19 protein-coding genes are annotated in these 18,791 nt (G+C 62.7%); 9 read left to right on the top strand and 10 right to left on the bottom strand.

The window, feature by feature from the left end; translation table 11 throughout:
• The first annotated feature begins 8 nt into the window (after positions 1 to 8).
• Complete coding sequence (gene trpE, locus IAE40_RS06140) at positions 9 to 1,490, top strand: anthranilate synthase component I (protein ID WP_153772382.1); 1,482 nt, start codon at positions 9 to 11, stop codon at positions 1,488 to 1,490.
• Positions 1,491 to 1,634: 144 nt separating this feature from the next.
• On the opposite strand, the gene estP is transcribed toward trpE, so the two are convergent.
• Positions 1,635 to 3,536 carry an esterase EstP gene (gene estP, locus IAE40_RS06135; protein ID WP_200602841.1) on the bottom strand — a complete coding sequence of 634 codons (1,902 nt, stop codon included), beginning with the start codon at positions 3,534 to 3,536 and terminating at the stop codon, positions 1,635 to 1,637.
• Positions 3,537 to 3,897: 361 nt separating this feature from the next.
• On the opposite strand from estP, the gene IAE40_RS06130 reads away from it, so the two are divergent.
• The 4 genes from IAE40_RS06130 (at position 3,898) to IAE40_RS06115 (ending at position 7,176) form a co-directional block, all read left to right on the top strand.
• Entirely contained in the window at positions 3,898 to 4,491 is a 594-nt protein-coding gene (locus tag IAE40_RS06130) for an aminodeoxychorismate/anthranilate synthase component II (protein ID WP_054892238.1), read from the top strand.
• Positions 4,492 to 4,500: 9 nt separating this feature from the next.
• The gene (trpD, locus tag IAE40_RS06125; RefSeq protein ID WP_054892239.1) at positions 4,501 to 5,550 is read left to right on the top strand and encodes an anthranilate phosphoribosyltransferase; all 1,050 of its coding nucleotides are present in this window, start codon (positions 4,501 to 4,503) and stop codon (positions 5,548 to 5,550) included.
• Positions 5,547 to 6,380 carry an indole-3-glycerol phosphate synthase TrpC gene (gene trpC, locus IAE40_RS06120; RefSeq protein WP_153772380.1) on the top strand — a complete coding sequence of 278 codons (834 nt, stop codon included), beginning with the start codon at positions 5,547 to 5,549 and terminating at the stop codon, positions 6,378 to 6,380. The genes trpD and trpC overlap by 4 nt, the downstream gene beginning before the upstream one ends.
• Positions 6,381 to 6,471: 91 nt before the next feature.
• Positions 6,472 to 7,176, top strand: coding sequence for a lipoate--protein ligase family protein (locus IAE40_RS06115; RefSeq protein ID WP_063542450.1), 705 nt, complete (start codon positions 6,472 to 6,474; stop codon positions 7,174 to 7,176).
• Here the strand turns inward: IAE40_RS06115 and crp are convergent.
• Positions 7,173 to 7,817, bottom strand: coding sequence for a cAMP-activated global transcriptional regulator CRP (gene crp / locus IAE40_RS06110; RefSeq protein ID WP_054925379.1), 645 nt, complete (start codon positions 7,815 to 7,817; stop codon positions 7,173 to 7,175). The genes IAE40_RS06115 and crp overlap by 4 nt on opposite strands.
• A 190-nt stretch (positions 7,818 to 8,007) precedes the next feature.
• Between crp and IAE40_RS06105 the strand changes: the two genes are divergently transcribed.
• Positions 8,008 to 8,430, top strand: coding sequence for an OsmC family protein (locus tag IAE40_RS06105; RefSeq protein ID WP_028689009.1), 423 nt, complete (start codon positions 8,008 to 8,010; stop codon positions 8,428 to 8,430).
• A gap of 28 nt (positions 8,431 to 8,458) precedes the next feature.
• Here the strand turns inward: IAE40_RS06105 and IAE40_RS06100 are convergent, their stop codons facing one another.
• The 6 genes from IAE40_RS06100 to hemJ form a co-directional block, all read right to left on the bottom strand.
• A complete protein-coding gene (locus IAE40_RS06100) occupies positions 8,459 to 9,499 on the bottom strand; it encodes a DUF2157 domain-containing protein (RefSeq protein WP_200602840.1) in 1,041 nt (346 codons plus the stop codon).
• Between the two features lie 9 nt (positions 9,500 to 9,508).
• Positions 9,509 to 10,156, bottom strand: a complete 648-nt coding sequence (gene coq7 / locus IAE40_RS06095; RefSeq protein WP_112897195.1) for a 2-polyprenyl-3-methyl-6-methoxy-1,4-benzoquinone monooxygenase — start codon at positions 10,154 to 10,156, stop codon at positions 9,509 to 9,511.
• Between the two features lie 66 nt (positions 10,157 to 10,222).
• On the bottom strand, positions 10,223 to 10,561 hold the full coding sequence (locus tag IAE40_RS06090; RefSeq protein ID WP_151925239.1) for a histidine triad nucleotide-binding protein: 339 nt from the start codon (positions 10,559 to 10,561) through the stop codon (positions 10,223 to 10,225).
• A gap of 64 nt (positions 10,562 to 10,625) precedes the next feature.
• A complete protein-coding gene (locus IAE40_RS06085) occupies positions 10,626 to 11,408 on the bottom strand; it encodes an SDR family NAD(P)-dependent oxidoreductase (protein ID WP_197889816.1) in 783 nt (260 codons plus the stop codon).
• Positions 11,409 to 11,483: 75 nt separating this feature from the next.
• The gene (locus IAE40_RS06080) at positions 11,484 to 12,431 is read right to left on the bottom strand and encodes an NAD(P)H-dependent flavin oxidoreductase (RefSeq protein WP_054892248.1); all 948 of its coding nucleotides are present in this window, start codon (positions 12,429 to 12,431) and stop codon (positions 11,484 to 11,486) included.
• A gap of 29 nt (positions 12,432 to 12,460) precedes the next feature.
• Positions 12,461 to 12,886, bottom strand: a complete 426-nt coding sequence (hemJ, locus tag IAE40_RS06075; RefSeq protein WP_054892249.1) for a protoporphyrinogen oxidase HemJ — start codon at positions 12,884 to 12,886, stop codon at positions 12,461 to 12,463.
• Positions 12,887 to 13,027: 141 nt separating this feature from the next.
• Between hemJ and argC the strand changes: the two genes are divergently transcribed.
• Both argC and erpA read left to right on the top strand, forming a co-directional pair.
• Entirely contained in the window at positions 13,028 to 14,062 is a 1,035-nt protein-coding gene (argC, locus tag IAE40_RS06070) for an N-acetyl-gamma-glutamyl-phosphate reductase (RefSeq protein WP_063542462.1), read from the top strand.
• Between the two features lie 144 nt (positions 14,063 to 14,206).
• Positions 14,207 to 14,557, top strand: a complete 351-nt coding sequence (gene erpA, locus IAE40_RS06065; RefSeq protein WP_029615063.1) for an iron-sulfur cluster insertion protein ErpA — start codon at positions 14,207 to 14,209, stop codon at positions 14,555 to 14,557.
• Positions 14,558 to 14,611: 54 nt separating this feature from the next.
• On the opposite strand, the gene IAE40_RS06060 is transcribed toward erpA, so the two are convergent.
• Positions 14,612 to 15,703 (bottom strand): anhydro-N-acetylmuramic acid kinase, encoded by a 1,092-nt coding sequence (locus IAE40_RS06060; RefSeq protein ID WP_200602839.1) that lies wholly within the window; start codon positions 15,701 to 15,703, stop codon positions 14,612 to 14,614.
• Between the two features lie 3 nt (positions 15,704 to 15,706).
• Positions 15,707 to 17,128: a peptidoglycan DD-metalloendopeptidase family protein gene (locus IAE40_RS06055; RefSeq protein WP_200602838.1), complete on the bottom strand. Its 1,422-nt coding sequence runs from the start codon at positions 17,126 to 17,128 to the stop codon at positions 15,707 to 15,709.
• A 233-nt stretch (positions 17,129 to 17,361) separates the two neighbouring features.
• On the opposite strand from IAE40_RS06055, the gene tyrS reads away from it, so the two are divergent.
• Complete coding sequence (gene tyrS / locus IAE40_RS06050; RefSeq protein WP_200602837.1) at positions 17,362 to 18,561, top strand: tyrosine--tRNA ligase; 1,200 nt, start codon at positions 17,362 to 17,364, stop codon at positions 18,559 to 18,561.
• Positions 18,562 to 18,791: the final 230 nt, after the last annotated feature.

The following is an 18,791-nucleotide window of genomic DNA, read 5'->3' as shown; positions in this document are numbered from 1 at the left end:
GGCTACCCATGACCCGCGAAGAATTCCTGCGCCTGGCCGCTGCCGGCTACAACCGCATTCCCCTGGCCTGTGAAACCCTGGCCGACTTCGATACGCCGCTGTCGATCTACCTGAAGCTTGCCGACCAGGCCAACTCTTATCTGCTCGAGTCCGTGCAGGGCGGGGAGAAGTGGGGGCGCTACTCGATGATCGGCCTGCCTTCGCGCACGGTGATGCGCGTGCACGGCTACCGGGTGAGCATCCTGCACGATGGCGTCGAGGTAGAGAGCCACGAGGTCGAGGATCCACTGGCATTCGTCGAGTCGTTCAAGGACCGCTACAAGGTCGCCGACATTCCTGGACTGCCGCGTTTCAATGGTGGCCTGGTCGGCTATTTCGGCTATGACTGCGTGCGCTATGTCGAGAAGCGCCTGGGCGCCTGCCCGAACCCGGATCCGCTGGGGGTGCCGGACATCCTGCTGATGGTCTCCGACGCCGTGGTGGTGTTCGACAACCTGGCCGGCAAGATGCACGCGATCGTGCTGGTCGACCCGTCCGAAGCGCAGGCGTTCGAGCAGGGCAAGGCGCGTCTGGATGGCTTGCTCGACAAGCTGCGCCAGCCAATCACCCCGCGTCGGGGGCTGGACCTCAGCGGGCCGATGGCCGCTGAGCCTGAATTCCGCTCCAGCTACACCCGGGACGACTACGAGAATGCGGTCGGGCGGATCAAGGAATACATCCTCGCTGGCGACTGCATGCAGGTCGTGCCGTCGCAGCGCATGTCCATCGACTTCAAGGCTGCGCCCATCGACCTGTACCGGGCGCTGCGCTGCTTCAACCCGACCCCCTACATGTACTTCTTCAACTTCGGCGACTTCCATGTGGTCGGCAGCTCGCCGGAAGTGCTGGTGCGGGTCGAGGATAATCTGGTCACCGTACGTCCGATCGCCGGCACCCGCCCGCGCGGCGCCAACGAAGAGGCCGACCGCGCGCTGGAAGACGACCTGCTGTCGGACGACAAGGAAATCGCCGAGCACCTGATGCTGATCGACCTTGGGCGCAACGATGTGGGGCGTGTGTCGTCCACGGGCAGCGTGCGCCTGACCGAGAAAATGGTGATCGAGCGTTATTCGAACGTCATGCATATCGTCTCGAACGTCACCGGCGAGTTGGCCGAGGGGCTGACGGCGATGGACGCACTGCGTGCGATCCTGCCGGCCGGCACCTTGTCGGGCGCGCCGAAGATCCGGGCGATGGAGATCATCGACGAGCTGGAGCCGGTCAAGCGGGGTGTCTATGGTGGTGCAGTGGGTTACTTTGCCTGGAACGGCAACATGGACACCGCCATTGCCATCCGTACTGCGGTAATCAAGGACGGCGAACTGCACGTGCAGGCCGGTGGCGGCATCGTGGCCGACTCGGTACCGGCACTGGAATGGGAAGAGACCATCAACAAGCGTCGGGCGATGTTCCGTGCCGTGGCGCTGGCCGAGCAGACGCCGCGCGGCTGATGGATGAAAAAACGGCGCTCTGATGAGCGCCGTTTTTTTGGTGGTGTGAGTGGGCTGCTGCGCAGCCCATCGCGGGGCCAGCCCGCTCCTACAGGTTCACTGCAATTTCTGTAGGAGCGGGCTGGCACCGCGACGGGTTAACCCTCAAAAGTCCAGGCTCACCGCCAGACTGACTCCCTGCTGACGCAGCTCATCACTCTTGCGCCAGTTGTAATTGCCCCGCAGGTTCACCCCCGGCACCAGTTCATGGCTGAGGCCCAGGCTCGCGCGGGTCAGGTTGCTGTGCGGCGTGTAGCCGGCGAGGGTGAAGTCGTTGCCCGGCAGGGTGGTCAGGTGCATGGTCAGGTCCTGGCGGTCATCCTCGAACTCGTGCTCGCGCGCGACCTCGGCGAACAACCGCGTGCTCGGCAGCACTTGCACACTGCCCAGCAGTCCTGCACCCAGGCGGCGGGATTTGCGGTCCTGGTCGTCGAAAGCCAGGGCCGTGGAGCGTCCGCTCTTCTCGTCATAGCCATCGACCTTGACTCGCGCATAGTCAGCGCTGATGAACGGCGCCAATTGCCAGCTGCTCGCGTCGGCGGCCAGGTTGTAGCCCAGTCGCCCGCTGATGGCCCAGGCCTCGCCATCGGTATCGCCTTTTTCGGTACGCTCGCTGGCACCCAGGGCGAAGCTGCGTTTGAGATCGCTGTAGTCCAGCTGCCCGGCAGTCAGCGTCGCATCGGCCCACCAGCGGTTCTCGCGGAACTGGGCGAAGGCACTGGCCAGGTAGCTGTCGAGCTTGTAGTCCGAGTCCTGTTGGCCTGCCTCCAGTTTCTGTCTGTAGACGCCGGCTGCCAGGCCGACGCGCCACGCATCATCGAGCCGGTAGCTGCCGCCGAGGGTCAGGTTGTAACCGCGGCCATCGCCACTTGCCGAACTGCGCTGGCTGCCGAAGTCCAGATCCTGGGCGCCAGTGGCGACGAAGGCTTGCCACTGACCAACTGCCTGCCAGGGTGTCTGCCACTGGTTGCGCAGCTCATCCTGATGGGCGCGCAGGCTGGCGTGGGCCATTTCCGGAAGCAGCGTCAGTTCCCAAGGGGCGGCGAGGATGGAGTAGGCGTAGTCGGCGATCAGTTGCTGGCCAGCAATGGTTGGGTGTACCGAGTCGTTGAACAGCAGCCGGGTTGGGTCGGGGTTGGTGCCGTTGGCGCCATAGACCGGGTTTTGCACGCAGCTGTCGCCGCTGTAGCAGGTACCGACCAGGTTCTGGTCGGCGGCCAGGCCGAACTCCGCCGGGCTGCGCAGCGCTTCGCCGAGCAGGGTGGGGATGTTCAGCGGGATGATTTCAGCGTCGATCTGGCGCAATTGGTTCAGTAGCGACTGGTTGAATACGCCCGAAAGCTGCGACAGCGGACCCTGCTGCGGCGTACCGCTGAAATTCGGGGTCTGCCCCAGGTCGGGCAGCAGCCACACCATGATGTAGCGCGCTCCGCCCTGCTGCAGGGCCTGGGCACTGGCGGCCAGCCGGGCGCCAGCGGCGGCGGCATCGGCGGGGCTGTTGACCTGCCCCTGCAGGAAGTCATTACCGCCACCGGTGATGTAGTAGAGGGCATTCGGGTCGGCTCGCAAGCCGTTGGCCAGGTAGCCGGGGCGCTCACGCAGGACGAGACCTGCGCCAGGGCGCCCGGGTGGAATCACCGCCTCGGAGGTGTCGGTGATCGAGTCGAGGATCTGCTGTGTCGTGTAGCCGCCGACGGCCCAGTTGTTGCCGTCGGGGCGACCTTGCACAAGATTGACCAGCGAGGTGGATGGGCCCAGTTCCGTGTCGGAAAAGCCCAGCTTCCCGCCAAGGATCATGGGTGACACCGGGGCATAGTTGCCGTTCGCATCGCGATTGGTGAAACGCATGCCCGGTGTGCCACCGGTGAGGTCAGGGAACTGCCCCGCATCGCTCAGGCTGTCGCCGAATACGATCAGCGAAGAGTACGGCGAGGGCGCCGCCATGGCCTGGCTGCAGGCGAGGGTGAGCAGGCACAGGGCCGTGCGCAGGAAAGGTGGCTGTCGCATGTGGAAGTTCCTTTTCATTGTTTTTATGGAGACAAGCCCGAAGACCTTAGCAAAAAAGCACGCAGTCCGTTCGTTCCCCAGTATTTGCGGCGTATTGCGCCTGTCGTCGCGGTAGGCTACTGTGCCGGGACGTATGAGCGAGAACTACCCCGTGTTGATCGTCAGCAAACTCCTGATGCGCGTTATCAAGGCTCACGCCCGTTGGCGTTGGCGCGCCTGACTCTTTCTTCTGCCGGTCCTGTCCGGCCCGCCCCCGTTTGCCCTCCTGTCGTTCCATCTTCGCTGTCGCGGTAGAGCCGCGCCCATGTCGAGGCAGGAAGGTTCGAAAGCACAGTCAGTAGATTCAAGAGGTTGAGCCCAGATGTTACTGATGATCGACAATTACGACTCCTTCACCTACAACGTCGTCCAGTACCTCGGCGAGTTGGGTGCCGAGGTCAAGGTCATTCGCAACGACGAACTGACCATCGCCCAGATCGAAGCCCTCAACCCGGAGCGCATCGTCGTCTCGCCCGGCCCTTGCACGCCCAGCGAGGCAGGCGTTTCCATCGAGGCCATCCTGCACTTTGCCGGCAAGCTGCCGATCCTCGGTGTGTGCCTGGGCCACCAGTCCATCGGCCAGGCGTATGGCGGTGACGTGGTGCGTGCCCGCCAGGTAATGCACGGCAAGACCAGCCCAGTGTTCCACCGCGACCTGGGCGTGTTCGCCGGCCTGAACAACCCATTGACCGTGACCCGCTACCATTCGCTGGTGGTCAAGCGCGAAACCCTGCCGGACTGCCTCGAAGTCACCGCCTGGACTGCCCATGCAGACGGTTCGGTCGACGAGATCATGGGCCTGCGCCACAAGACCTTGAACATCGAAGGGGTGCAGTTCCACCCCGAGTCCATCCTCACCGAGCAGGGCCACGAGCTGTTCGCCAACTTCCTCAAGCAGACCGGCGGCCGCCGCTAAGGATCGATCATGGATATCAAGAGCGCGCTGAGCCGCATCGTCGGCCACCTGGACCTGTCCACAGACGAAATGCGCGATGTCATGCGTCAGATCATGACCGGACAATGCACCGAGGCGCAGATCGGCGCCTTTCTGATGGGCATGCGCATGAAGAGCGAGAGCATCGACGAGATCGTCGGCGCCGTTTCGGTCATGCGTGAGCTGGCCGACAAGGTCGAGCTCAAGAGCCTCGACGGCGTGGTCGACATCGTCGGCACTGGCGGCGACGGGGCCAACATCTTCAACGTTTCCACGGCTTCGGCCTTCGTGCTCGCCGCGGCCGGTTGCCCGGTGGCCAAGCACGGCAACCGCGCGGTGTCCGGCAAGAGCGGCAGCGCCGACCTGCTGGAGGCGGCCGGTATCTACCTGAACCTTACGCCAGTGCAGGTGGCCCGCTGCATCGATAGCCTGGGGATCGGTTTCATGTTCGCCCAGACTCACCACAGTGCGATGAAGCATGCTGCTGGCCCGCGCCGCGACCTGGGCTTGCGCACGCTCTTCAACATGCTCGGCCCGCTTACGAATCCGGCCGGTGTGAAGCACCAGGTGGTTGGTGTATTCACCCAGGCCCTGTGCCGCCCTCTCGCCGAAGTGCTACAGCGGCTGGGCAGCAAGCATGTGCTGGTGGTGCACTCCAAGGATGGCCTGGACGAATTCAGCCTGGCCGCGCCGACCTTCGTCGCGGAATTGAAGAACGGTGAGATCACCGAATACTGGGTCGAACCGGAAGACCTTGGCATGAAGAGCCAGAGCCTGCATGGCCTGGCGGTCGAGGACCCACAGGCTTCGCTGGCGCTGATTCGTGACGCCCTGGGCCGACGCAAGACCGAAAACGGCCAGAAAGCTGCCGAAATGATCGTGCTCAACGCTGGCGCCGCGCTGTATGCCGCCGACCATGCGATGAGCCTGAAGTCGGGCGTCGAACTCGCCCACGATGTGCTGCACACCGGCCTTGCCTGGGAAAAACTCCAGGAGCTGGGCGCCTTTACCGCGGTATTCAAGCAGGAGAACGGAGCATGAGCGTACCGACGGTGCTGGAAAGGATCATCGCCCGCAAGTTTCAGGAAGTGGCCGAGCGCAGCGCGCGCGTGAGCCTCGCCGAACTGGAGCGTCTGGCCAAGGGCGCCGATGCTCCCCGCGGCTTCGCCAACGCCTTGATCGAACAGGCCAAGCGCAAGCAGCCTGCGGTCATCGCTGAGATCAAGAGGGCCTCGCCGAGCAAGGGCGTGATCCGCGAGCACTTCGTGCCTGCCGAAATCGCGGTGAGCTACGAGAAGGGCGGCGCCACCTGCCTGTCGGTACTCACCGACGTGGATTACTTCCAGGGCGCTGACGAGTATCTGCAACAGGCCCGTGCTGCCGTGTCGTTGCCGGTGATCCGCAAGGACTTCATGGTCGATCCCTACCAGATCGTCGAAGCCCGCGCCCTGGGCGCCGACTGCGTGCTGCTGATCGTCTCGGCACTGGACGATGTGAAGATGGCCGAGCTGGCCGCCACCGCCAAGGATGTCGGTCTCGACGTGCTGGTGGAGGTACACGATGGCGATGAGCTCGAGCGTGCGCTGAAAACCCTCGACACGCCGCTGGTGGGGGTCAACAACCGCAATCTGCACACCTTCGAGGTCAGCCTGGACACCACCCTCGACTTGCTGCCGCGCATTCCGCGTGACCGCCTGGCGGTCACCGAGAGCGGTATCCTCAACCGCGCCGACGTGGAGCTGATGGAAATCAACGAGGTGTATTCGTTCCTGGTGGGCGAAGCCTTCATGCGCGCCGAGCAGCCGGGGTTGGAGCTGCAGAGGCTGTTCTTCCCGGATCAGGTGAAGAAGACTGTTCAGCCTCTGGACTGATCAAAAAACGAAGCCGGCTTGATGCCGGCTTTTTTGTATGACTGTTCTGGCCCTTTCGTGGGCCAGTGAACCAGATTTCCAAGGTGGATCAATGACCGATCAACCCCTGGCCCTCACCGTCGAACAGGGCCTGCATGCCGAACAGGAGCTGCTCGCCGCCGTCTGCCGTGGCGAGCGTGAGTCCGGCGTGCTGTTCTGGCGCCCCACCGATCATGCTCTGGTCATGCCGCGACGAATGAGTCGTCTCGACAACTTCGAAGCCGCCTGTGCCGAGCTGGCGATCGCTGGCTGGCCGGTGTTGCTGCGTGAAACCGGTGGAGAGCCGGTGCCGCAGTCCCATTCGACGGTGAACGTGGCGCTGGTCTACGTCGCACCGCGCAGCGAAGGTGACCACGGGCGTATCGAGAACGCTTACGAGCGCCTGTGCCTGCCGCTGTGCGATGTCTTGCGCGAATGGGGTGGTGTGGCGTCGGTCGGGGAGATCGACGGTGCGTTCTGCGATGGGCGCTACAACGTCAATCTCAACGGCCGCAAGCTGGTCGGCACTGCCCAGCGCTGGCGCCAGGGGCTGGGCGGCAAGCGCCCGGTGGTGCTGGTGCATGGCGCGCTGCTGCTGGACAACGAGCGCGAGTCGATGGTGGCGGCGGTCAACCGCTTCAACGACTGCTGTGGGCTTGAGCAACGTTGCCGCGCCGACAGCCATATTGCCTTGCATGAAGTGGTGCCCGCAGCCCCTTGGTTCGAACGGCTGTCCCAAGCCTACGCCGAGGTGATCGCGGCGCTGCCCAAGGATTAACGGGTGCCGTAGACCACCATGGTCTTGCCCTTGACCTGCACCAGGCTACGTTCTTCAAGATCCTTGAGCACCCGGCCGACCATCTCGCGCGAACAGCCGACGATCCGCCCGATCTCCTGACGGGTGATCTTGATCTGCATGCCGTCGGGGTGGGTCATGGCATCTGGCTGCTTGCACAGGTCGAGCAGACAACGGGCGACGCGGCCGGTGACGTCGAAGAAGGCCAGGTCTCCGACCTTGCGCGTAGTGTTGCGCAGGCGCTGGGCCATCTGGCTGCCAAGGGCGTAGAGAATGTCCGGATCGTGACGGGCCAGCTCGCGGAACTTGTCGTAGCTGATCTCGGCCACTTCGCACTCGGTCTTGGCCCGTACCCAGGCGCTGCGCTGCTGTTCGGGGCCCGCTGGTTCGAACAACCCCAGTTCACCGAAGAAGTCACCATTGTTGAGGTAGGCGATGATCATCTCATGACCTTCGTCGTCCTCGATCAGGATGGTCACCGATCCCTTGACGATGAACGACAGCGTCTCGGCCCGGTCGCCGGCGCAGATGATGTTGCTCTTGGCGGCATAGCGGCGGCGTTGGCAGTGCACCAGCAGCTTGTCGATATTCTTGATCTTGGCAGGGAGTGCTGAGGCTACCATCACGAAAATCCTGTTCGAGCGACGCAGAGGCATTTTTGTAGGAGGTTTCTGACGGCGGGCGCCAGTGATTTGGCGTCAGCTTATCAGACACTTCGGCTTTATCGGCATGAAACCCCAACGTCTTGAGCTTTTCCGACAGCGCTACAAGGTCTAAGCTGACGACCTTTTACGAAATCAGGAGTCCGGATAGATGAAGGCACGCATCCAGTGGGCCGGTGAGGCCATGTTCCTCGGTGAGTCGGGGAGTGGGCATGTCGTGGTCATGGACGGTCCTCCCGAGGCTGGCGGTCGTAACCTGGGCGTACGCCCGATGGAGATGCTGCTGCTCGGCCTGGGTGGCTGCAGCAGTTTCGATGTGGTCAGCATCCTGAAGAAATCCCGACAGGCGGTGGAAAGCTGCGAAGCTTTTCTGGAGGCTGAGCGCGCCAGCGAAGATCCGAAGGTATTCACCAAAATCCACCTGAACTTCGTGGTCAAGGGCCGTGGCCTCAAAGAGGCGCAGGTCAAGCGAGCGGTTGAGCTGTCGGCCGAGAAGTATTGCTCGGCATCGATCATGCTCGATCGTGCGGGTGTGGAGATCACCCATGGCTACGAGATCGTAGAGCTGGGTTGAAGTGGTGGGGCCGCCTGGCGGCCCCTTTTCAGTCGCGCAGGGCCGGTAACGCGTCGAGCAACCATTGCGGCAGCTTTGCCCGCAACGACTGGCTCAGGTGCTCGCGGCGTTTCTGGTAAGCCAACCCAAGGCCGATCACGCCAAGCCCGATCAGTGTGATCACTACCGGGAACAGCAACGACTCGGCGAACACGTCATACGACAGGTAGCCCAGGTACGCCGCCACGCCCATGGCGCCGAATACCATGAACATCGGTCGGCGCAGCAGCACTGCACATCCCATCAGGCCAAGGTTGATCAGACAATAGAGCGCCTTGCCCAGCTCACTGTCGCTGTTCATCGAAGTCAACCCGCCCCAGAATGCCAGAAGCCCTGCCAGATAGCCCCAGTAGGCGTAATCGCGGCGCGTGCGACCATCGACAGCCAGGAACACGGCCAGCAACAGCAGGCCGAACCACACCGAGACCTTCTGGCGCTGCTCCCAACTGAACACTTCGCCGTAGAACCATTCGCTGAGGTCCATGGACATGAACCACAAGGCCACTGCAATTGGCATCACGATGAAGGGGAAAGGCACCAGGCGCAGCATCGCCACCCCGGCGACGACGGTTGCCGCTTCCATCAGCAGCCAACCGCCCTGCACGTAGGTGTAGTACTGGTGGTAGTCGAACTGCAGGTCATCCAGCGGCCACCAGCCGAGCAGGCGCTCGATGGCAAAGACTGCCAATGGCACGATGCTCACGGCCACCGCAGCGAGAACGCCAGCAGCAATGGCCTGTCCACGGCGCTGGAGTGACAGGGCGAACAGGGTAAGCGCGGCGATATAGAGGAGGGCGACGGTCAGCAGTGCTGTATCACCAATGCGCATCCAGGCTTCGGTGAGCAACCAGCCCATGGCGGCCATGATCAGCAGGGCGCCGAAGTAGAAAGCGACATGGGCCAGCTGGAACCGGCCCTGTTGTTGCGGTTGCTGGCGCAGGAACTCGAGCAGCGCTCGATCCTGTCCTGGCTGGAGAACGCCGGCGCTTACGGCGCTGGCCAGGTCCTTGGCATCGAAGCGCTCGGTCATCGGCTCGTCCTAGATTCGGTAGGTGCTCTTGGTCATCACCTTGGCCAGCAGGCTCATGCCGAAACGCACCGGGGCAGGGAAGCGGTAGCCGCCTGCTTCCAGTGCGGATTCGGCGTGTTGCTCTTCATCGACGCGCATCTGCTCGAGAATGGCGCGGGATTTTTCGTCTTCCTCGGGGATCTGTTCGAGGTGCTCGTCCAAGTGCTTGCAGACCTGATGCTCGGTGGCGGCGACGAAGCCCAGGCTGACCTTGTCGCTGACCAGGCCGGCGAGGGCACCGATGCCGAACGACATGCCATAGAACAGCGGGTTGAGCACACTCGGATGACTGCCCAGCTGGCGGATACGCTGCTCGCACCAGGCCAAGTGGTCGATTTCTTCCTCGGCGGCATGTTCCATGGCCTTGCGTACCTGCGGTAGCTTGGCGGTCAGTGCCTGGCCTTGGTAGAGCGCCTGGGCGCAGACTTCACCGGTATGGTTGATGCGCATCAGGCCGGCGATATGGCGGGTCTGGGACTCGTCCAGCTCGGCATCCGGCTGGATGATCGCGGGCGAGGGACGGGAAGGTTGGCCGCTGAAGGGCAGCAAGGTGCGCATGGCGGTGTCAGCCTGCAGCAACAAGCGGTCGAGCGGTGAATAGTGACGTTCGGTAGCCATCGGGCACCTCCACTAAAGTGATGCCCGACAGTTTAACTCAATCATGCCGGATGGGATTGCCTTGGGTCAGCCCGGTGGCCAGTTCATCTGACGCTGGCCGAGCACGTGCATGTGGATGTGATAGACCGTCTGCCCACCCTTGGGGTTGCAATTCATGACCACGCGGAAACCTTCCTCGCAGCCCTGTTCGACGGCCAGGCGCTGGGCGGTGAACAGGATGTGGCCAGCCAGTGCCTTGTCCTCTTCAGTCAGGTGGTTGAGGGTCGGGATGTGCTTTTTCGGGATGACCAGAAAATGTACCGGCGCCGCAGGGGCGATATCCTTGAAGGCCAGGATCTGGTCATCTTCGTAGATGATATCCGCCGGGATTTCCCGGTTGATGATCTTGAGGAATAGATCGTCCACGTCACTTGCTCCTTGGTGAGGGTCGAAGCGCAGTGTACTCAGCGAAGCGCTGCTCGGACAGAGGTTACTCGGCGCCGATCGGGCAGTAGCGACGATGGATCACGCCCGCCAGCTTGCGGCTCACCCAGCGCGGCAGAAGGCGCGGGGCGAAGGCCAGCCAGCGATTGCGTCGGCCCGGCATGATCAGGGCGCGGTTCTTGTCCAGCGCACGCACTGTGTAGAGCGCCACTTCTTCGGCGCTCAGGCAGCGCGAACTGCCCTGCAGTCGCGGGATGTGTCGTTTTGCCGAGCGGATCGGGCCCGGGCACAACACCGACACCTTGATCCCGGTACGACGCAGTTCTTCGCGCAGGGCTTCCGAGAAACTCAATACATAGGCCTTGCTGGCGCTGTAGCACGCCATCCACGGGCCTGGCGCGGCGCTGGCCAGTGAGGCCACGTTGAGGATCTGGCCGCCACCGTGCACTGCCATCAGGTTGCCGATCGCGTGGCACAGCCGGGTCAGGGCGAGGATATTGACCTCCAGCAGGTCTTGTTCGTCGGCCCACTCATGGGCCAGGAAGGGCCCATAGGTGCGCTGGCCGGCACAGTTGACCAGCAGGTCGATGCGTCGCTCGCCCTCCTCCAGCTCAAGTACGAACCCCGACAGGCGCAAAGGCTGGCTAAGATCGCAGGCGCGCAGCAGAACCTCGACACCGAAGCGCTGGGTCAGCTCGATCGCGATCGGCTCAAGGGTTTCACGGTGGCGTGCCACCAGGATCAGGTTGCGCCCGCGCCGCGCCAGGGCCTCCGCCAGGGCCAGGCCCAGGCCGCTGGAAGCTCCGGTGATCATGGCGTAACGGGTCATGCAAGGCTCCTGGGGGCGGAAGAGGGCGCCTAGTGTACAGCTTGGCTGGGGCGGTTGTGGTCTTTTGCAGGGGCTTCAGCGTGCCAGTTCAGCGCTGCGAAGTTGCGCGGCCTGGTATTCGTCACGCAGGCGCTCGATCAGCGCTGCCGTATCGGGTAGGTCATGGATACCGCCCGCGCCCTGGCCAGCCGACCATACGGTTTTCCAAGCCTTGGCTTCTTCATCCAGCGGTTTGAGCTTGACCTCGCCCGGGTTGTGCTTGAGCGCGGCCATGTCGTAACCGGCCTGCTCCAGGCTCTGGCGCAGGAAGCTGGCCGGCACACCCGACACCGCCGGGGTGTGGACGATGTCGGCAGCATGGGCATCGAGCAGCATTTTTTTGTAGGCGTCCTGGGCTTGGCTCTCGCGGGTGGCGATGAAGCGTGTGCCCATGTACGCCAGATCGGCGCCTAGAAGACGTGCTGCGAGGATTTCGTGACCGTGGTTGATGCAACCGGCCAGCAGCAGGGTCTTGTCGAAGAACTGACGGATCTCCGCGACCAGGGCGAACGGGCTCCAGGTCCCGGCATGACCGCCGGCGCCCGCAGCCACGGCGATCAGGCCATCAACGCCGGCTTCGGCGGCTTTCTCGGCGTGACGACGGGTGGTGACATCGTGGAACACCAGACCGCCATAGCCGTGCACTGCGTCCACTACCTCCTTCACCGCGCCCAGGCTGGTGATCACGATGGGAACCTGGTGCTCCACGCACAGGGCGAGATCGGCCTGCAGGCGCGGGTTGCTTGGGTGCACGATGAGGTTGACGGCATAAGGCGCGGGCGCATGCAACTGCGCGAGCCCTGCCTCGATCTCCTCCAGCCAGGCCTTGAAGCCGGCACTGTCGCGCTGGTTCAACGCCGGAAAACTGCCCACCACACCGTTGGCGCAGCAAGCCAGGACCAGCTGCGGGTTGGAAATCAGGAACATCGGCGCGGCAACCACGGGCAGTCGCAGACGGTGTTCAAGTGTTGCGGGCAGGGACATGGCAAGGCTCCTTTGCTCAGGGGGTATGCTCAGAACGGTTTGACCACCACCAGAATTACGACAGCCAGCAGGATCAATACCGGTACTTCGTTGAACCAGCGGTAGTACACATGGCTGCGGGTGTTCTGCCCGGCGGCGAAGCGTTTGCGCTGTGCGCCGCATACGTGATGGTAGCCGGTCAGCAGGATCACCAGGGTCAGCTTGGCGTGCAGCCAGCCCTGGCTCAGCCAGCCGGGCGTGAGGTAGAGCATCCAGATACCGAACACGTAGGTGGCGATCATCGCCGGGTTCATGATGCCGCGGTACAGCTTGCGCTCCATGGTGACGAAGCGTTCCTGGCTGATGCTGTCCTGGCTCTGGGCGTGATAGACGAACAGGCGCGGCAGGTAGAACAGACCTGCGAACCAGCAGACCACGCTGACGATATGCAGCGCCTTGATCCAGAGATAGAGCATGGGGGAGTTCCTTCAGGTTTTCACGGTGGTCAGATAGTAGTGGTCCGGCGCTGCGAAGGGGTACCCAAGAGTTGTTACAGGCGTCACGTAACCCTATTATCGTGCGCTTTCCAGTGGTCTCGTTGATGAGGGGCAAGCGTTATGATCAAGGTCGGTATCGTCGGCGGCACGGGTTACACCGGTGTCGAACTGTTGCGCCTGCTGGCACAGCACCCACAGGCCGAGGTAGCGGTCATCACATCGCGCTCCGAGGCGGGTGTCGCGGTGGCCGACATGTACCCGAACCTGCGCGGCCACTATGACGGTTTGCAGTTCAGCGTCCCGGACAGCAAGACGCTCGGCGCCTGTGACGTGGTGTTCTTCGCCACACCGCATGGCGTTGCCCATGCCCTGGCCGGCGAGTTGCTGGCTGCCGGGACCAAAGTCATCGACCTGTCTGCCGACTTCCGTCTGCAGGACGCTGTCGAGTGGGGCAAGTGGTACGGCCAGCCGCATGGCGCGCCGGAACTGCTCAAGGATGCCGTCTACGGCCTGCCTGAAGTGAACCGCGAGAAGATCCGCCAGGCGCGCCTGATCGCCGTGCCGGGTTGCTACCCGACCGCGACCCAGCTTGGTTTCCTGCCATTGCTCGAAGCGGGTCTGGCCGATCCGTCGCGCCTGATTGCCGACTGCAAGTCGGGTGTCAGTGGCGCCGGCCGCGGTGCTGCAGTGGGCTCGCTGTTCTGCGAGGCCGGCGAAAGCATGAAGGCCTATGCAGTCAAAGGGCACCGCCACCTGCCGGAAATCAGCCAGGGCCTGCGCCTGGCAGCGGGCAAGGATATCGGTCTGACCTTCGTGCCTCACCTGACTCCGATGATTCGCGGTATTCATGCCACTCTCTACGCGAATGTTGTCGACACCTCGGTCGACCTGCAGGCGCTGTTCGAGAAACGCTATGCGAACGAGCCGTTCGTCGACGTGATGCCGGCCGGTAGCCACCCTGAGACCCGCAGCGTGCGTGGCGCCAACGTCTGCCGTATCGCCGTCCATCGCCCGCAGGGTGGTGATCTGGTGGTGGTGCTGTCGGTGATCGACAACTTGGTCAAGGGCGCGTCCGGCCAGGCGGTGCAGAACCTGAACATCCTGTTCGGGCTGGATGAGCGCATGGGCCTGTCCCACGCTGGCCTGCTGCCTTAATCGTCAAGCAGGTGAATAGGCCCGCCTCGTGCGGGCCTTTTCGTTTGTGTCGACCAAAGCCGCACAATTCTTGACCAATTTTCTCGGAGAAGCGGATAATGCGCGTCATCGAGTTTTATGGCGGCTTACGCCGGGAGAACCAACATGAGCGTTGAAACCTTCACCCCCACCGCTTTGGAGTTTACCCAAGGGGCTGCGCACAAGGTGAAGACCCTGGTATCCGAAGAAGGCAATGATCGCCTCAAGCTGCGTGTGTTCGTCACAGGCGGCGGCTGCTCGGGTTTCCAGTACGGCTTCACCTTCGATGAAGACGTTGCCGAGGATGACACCATTGTCGAGCGCGAAGGCGTTTCGCTGGTCGTTGACCCAATGAGCTTCCAGTATCTGGCGGGCGCCGAAGTGGACTACCAGGAAGGCCTGGAAGGCTCGCGCTTTGTGATCAAGAACCCGAACGCCGCCACCACCTGTGGGTGCGGTTCGTCGTTCTCGATCTGAGTCCGGCTTCAACGAAAACGCCGCGCAATTGCGCGGCGTTCTCGTTTCTGTCTATCAGGCTGGGTAGATCGCGCCCAGCACTCGTAGCCCTCTGGCCGCCGTGACACTTGGGCGGTTAGCCGGGATGCCTTCGAGGCAGCAATGAGCCAGCCATGCGAATGCCATTGCCTCGACCCAGTCCGGATCGACACCTTGGGCGCTGGTGCTGGTCACTTTCGCGGCAGGCAGCAAGGCGGCCAGCCGGTTCATCAGGGTGCCATTGCGCGCGCCGCCGCCGCAAACCATCAGAGCCTCGGTATCTTGCTGGGCATTGCGCAAGGCATCGGTGATGCTGCGTGCAGTCAGCTCCAGCAGCGTGGCCTGAACGTCTTCGTCGCGGTAGTGCGGCAGCGTTGCCAGGTGGGCATCGAGCCAGGGCAGGTTGAATACCTCGCGCCCGGTGCTCTTGGGGCCGTTGCCGGCAAAGAACGGGTCGCTCAGCAGTGCCGCCAGCAATGCGTCCTGCACCTTGCCACTTGCCGCCCATGCGCCATCGGCGTCGAAGGTCTGGCCGCGCTTGCGCTCGATCCACGCATCCAGCAGCACATTGCCCGGGCCGCAGTCGAAGCCATGTACCGGCGTGTCCTGGGCAATCAGGCTCAGGTTACTGAAGCCGCCGACGTTGAGTACGGCCAGGCGCTGTCCCAGATGGCCGAACAAGGCTTCGTGGAAGGCCGGGACCAGCGGTGCGCCCTGGCCACCTGCAGCCACGTCGCGTCGACGGAAATCACCTACCACGCAGATGCCGGTCAATTCGGCGAGCAAGGCAGGATTGCCGATCTGCACGGTGAAGCCTCGGGCCGGTTCGTGGCGGATGGTCTGGCCGTGGCTGCCGATGGCGCGGATGGCGCTGGGCTCGAGTTTCTGCTCGGCCAGCAATTGCCGGATGCCTTCTGCAGCAAGGCCAGCCCAGCGGTTCTCGGCCAGCGCTGCCCGTGCGATCTCGTCAGGGCCGCTGGCGCAGAGGCTCAGCAGGTCCTGGCGAAGGTCGGAGGGCATGGGCAGGTAGCGGGTGGCGAGCAACCGGGGCTGCTCGCGTTGTTCGATCAGGGCAATGTCCAGGCCGTCAAGGCTGGTGCCGGACATCACCCCCAGGTAGAACGCCATGAATCAGCGCTTGTTGGCGGCGAGCAGCGTGGCCCTTTCCTGATCCATGCGAGCGATCAGGGGTTGGCTTTGCTGCATGAAGCGCTGGCGCTCGGCCTTGGCGATCGGATCGGCCATCGGCACCTTCTGGCTCAGCGGGTCGACATGGACGCCGTTGACCTGGAACTCGTAGTGCAGGTGTGGGCCAGTGGAGAGACCGGTGGTGCCGATATAGCCGATGATCTGGCCCTGCTTGACGTTGCTGCCGGTCTTGATGCCTTTGGCGAAGCCTTGCATGTGGCCATACAGGGTCTTGTAGGTGTTGCCGTGGGCGATGATCACGGTGTTGCCGTAGCCGCCACGGCGACCAGCCAGCTCGATGCGGCCATCCCCGGCTGCCTTGATCGGCGTGCCGCGGGGCGCTGCATAGTCGACACCCTTGTGGGCGCGAATCTTGTTCAGGATCGGGTGCTTGCGTCCGGCGGAGAAGCGCGAGCTGATGCGGGCGAAGTCTACCGGTGTGCGGATGAACGCCTTGCGCAGGCTGTTGCCGTCAGCGGTGTAGTAGCTGGTATTGCCCTGCTTGTTGGTGTAGCGCACGGCGGTGTAGGTCTTGCCGCGGTTGGTGAAACGCGCCGAGAGGATGTTGCCGGTGCCGATCACCTTGCCATCCATGACCTTCTGTTCGTAGACCACGTCGAATTCGTCGCCAGGGCGGATGTCCTGGGCGAAGTCGATGTCGTAGCCCAGCACGCGGGCCATATCCATGGTCAGGCTGTGGGAAAGGCCGGCACGTTGGGCCGAGGCCGAGAGCGAACTCTTGATGACGCCATGGGCGTAGGCGGTTCGCACCAGGGGCTTGGTGATTTCGCGCTCGAACGCGTAACCCTTGTCGGTCTTGTTCAGGCGGATGCTTTCGAGGTTGCTGACCTGGCTGTGCAAGCTGGCCAGTTGGCCGTCCTTGTCCAGCTCGAACTGCAGCACCTGGCCGTGTTTAAGCTGGCTGAACTGCTTGGCTTGCTTGTCGCTGGCCAGCACGTCATGCACGACGTTGGCAGGCAGGCCCACTTTGGCGAACAGCGTGGAGAGGGTGTCGCCACGGGCGACCACGACTTCGCGATGGCCGGGAGCCTTGTCTTGCGCCTTTTCCTGTGCGACGGGTTGCGGTTGCTCGGCGGCCTGTTCTGTAGCGGGTTCATCCCCTTCGATCTGGGCGAAGGGCGAGCCGGTGGATTCGGTGGACTGCACCAGCGGTGCGGCCTTGGATTCGTCCTTGAGTTGCTCGGCCGGGGTTTCGAGCTCGAGGCTGAGGGTGGTCTTCTTCGCTTCTACGTCGCTGGAGGGAAATACCAGCAAGGCCAGGCTGAGCAGGGCGGCGATGCCGCTGGCGGCCAACAGATGGCTTTTCGGATAAAGCGGGGGCGCTTTAGGCGTGTCGTTGGTCATAGATAAGGTGACTTTGAAAAAGTGAATGAAAAAGGTGACTGAATACGCTGAAAAAGATGAATGACATGATGAAGATGAAATAACTGTATAAAATATAACCAAATCCATTTTCGCGCAAGGGCGCGTAGACGCCGCAAGGCGCCTCTCGGGTCACATTCCTTTGCGAAACTTGTATTTGACGGCCGATCTTGTATGGTTGGTCCCCTTTGAATCTGAGCCTTGCGGGTCTGTCTATGAAGTCGGTTGAAGAGCAGCTGGCGCTTATCAAGCGCGGTGCGGAAGAGGTGTTGGTCGAGTCGGAACTGGTGGAGAAGCTCAAGCGCGGCCAGCCGCTGCGTATCAAGGCTGGCTTCGACCCAACGGCTCCTGATCTGCATCTGGGCCATACCGTACTGATCAACAAGCTGCGGCAGTTCCAGGAGCTGGGGCACCAGGTGATCTTCCTGATCGGTGACTTCACCGGCATGATCGGTGACCCGAGCGGCAAGAGTGCCACGCGCCCGCCGCTGACCCGTGAGCAGGTTCTGGACAACGCCGAAACCTATAAACAGCAAGTGTTCAAGATTCTCGACCCGGCCAAGACCGAGGTGGCGTTCAACTCCACCTGGATGGATACGCTGACCCCGGCCGACTTCATTCGCCTGGCGTCCCAGTACACCGTCGCGCGCATGCTCGAACGTGACGACTTCGACAAGCGCTACACCAGCCAGCAGCCGATCGCCATCCATGAGTTCCTCTATCCGCTGGTGCAGGGTTACGACTCGGTTGCGCTCAAGGCTGATGTCGAGCTGGGTGGTACCGACCAGAAGTTCAACCTGTTGATGGGGCGTGAGCTGCAGCGCGCCTATGGTCAGGAAGCTCAGAACATCGTGACCATGCCGTTGCTGGAAGGGCTCGATGGCGTGAAGAAGATGTCCAAGTCGCTGGGCAATTATGTGGGTATCCAGGAAGCGCCTGGGGTGATGTACAGCAAGTTGGTGTCGATTCCGGATACGCTGATGTGGCGTTACTTCGAGCTGCTGAGCTTCCGCTCGATGGAGGAAATCGATCAGTTTCGTGCCGATGTCGAGAAGGGCGCGAACCCTCGTGACATCAAGATCAAGCTGGCCGAAGAGATCGTGGCGCGTTTCCATGGTGAAGAGGCTGCGGCGAACGCTCACCGCGCTGCCGGCAACCGCATGAAGGATGGCGAGCTGCCGGAAGATCTTCCGGAGATCGAAGTGGTTGCGGCTGAGGCCCTGCCTATCGCGGCGGTGCTCAATCGTGCGGGCCTGGTGAAGAACTCGGCACAGGCACGTGATCTGCTAGGCAGTGGTGCGGTCAAGGTTGATGGTGCAGTCATCGACAAGGACTTCATGTTTGCGCTGGGTTCTACCCATGTGTGCCAGGCGGGCAAGAAGTCGTTTGGACGGGTTACGCTGAAGGCTGAGTGATCGCCTGATGGTGTAGCTCTATATAAGCGGGGAGGCCGACAGGCCTCCCTGCTGTGTTTTCAGCGATCTGAAAGATTCTTGAAATAAAAGGTTGACGCTCTCTCAGATCCCCTTATAATGCGCCCCACTTCCGCAGCAAACGGAACGCAAAACTCCTTGTTAATCAAAGAGTTAAGCGAGTTCGGCGAGGCGTGAAGGGCTTCGATCACCTGATCGGCAGCGGTGAAAAA

This window comes from Pseudomonas sp. S44, assembly GCF_016624805.1.
Classification (GTDB): Bacteria; Pseudomonadota; Gammaproteobacteria; order Pseudomonadales; family Pseudomonadaceae; genus Aquipseudomonas; species Aquipseudomonas machongensis.
The sequence above is the reverse complement of the archived record's forward strand: the minus strand, read 5'-3'. Positions and strand labels throughout refer to the sequence as shown.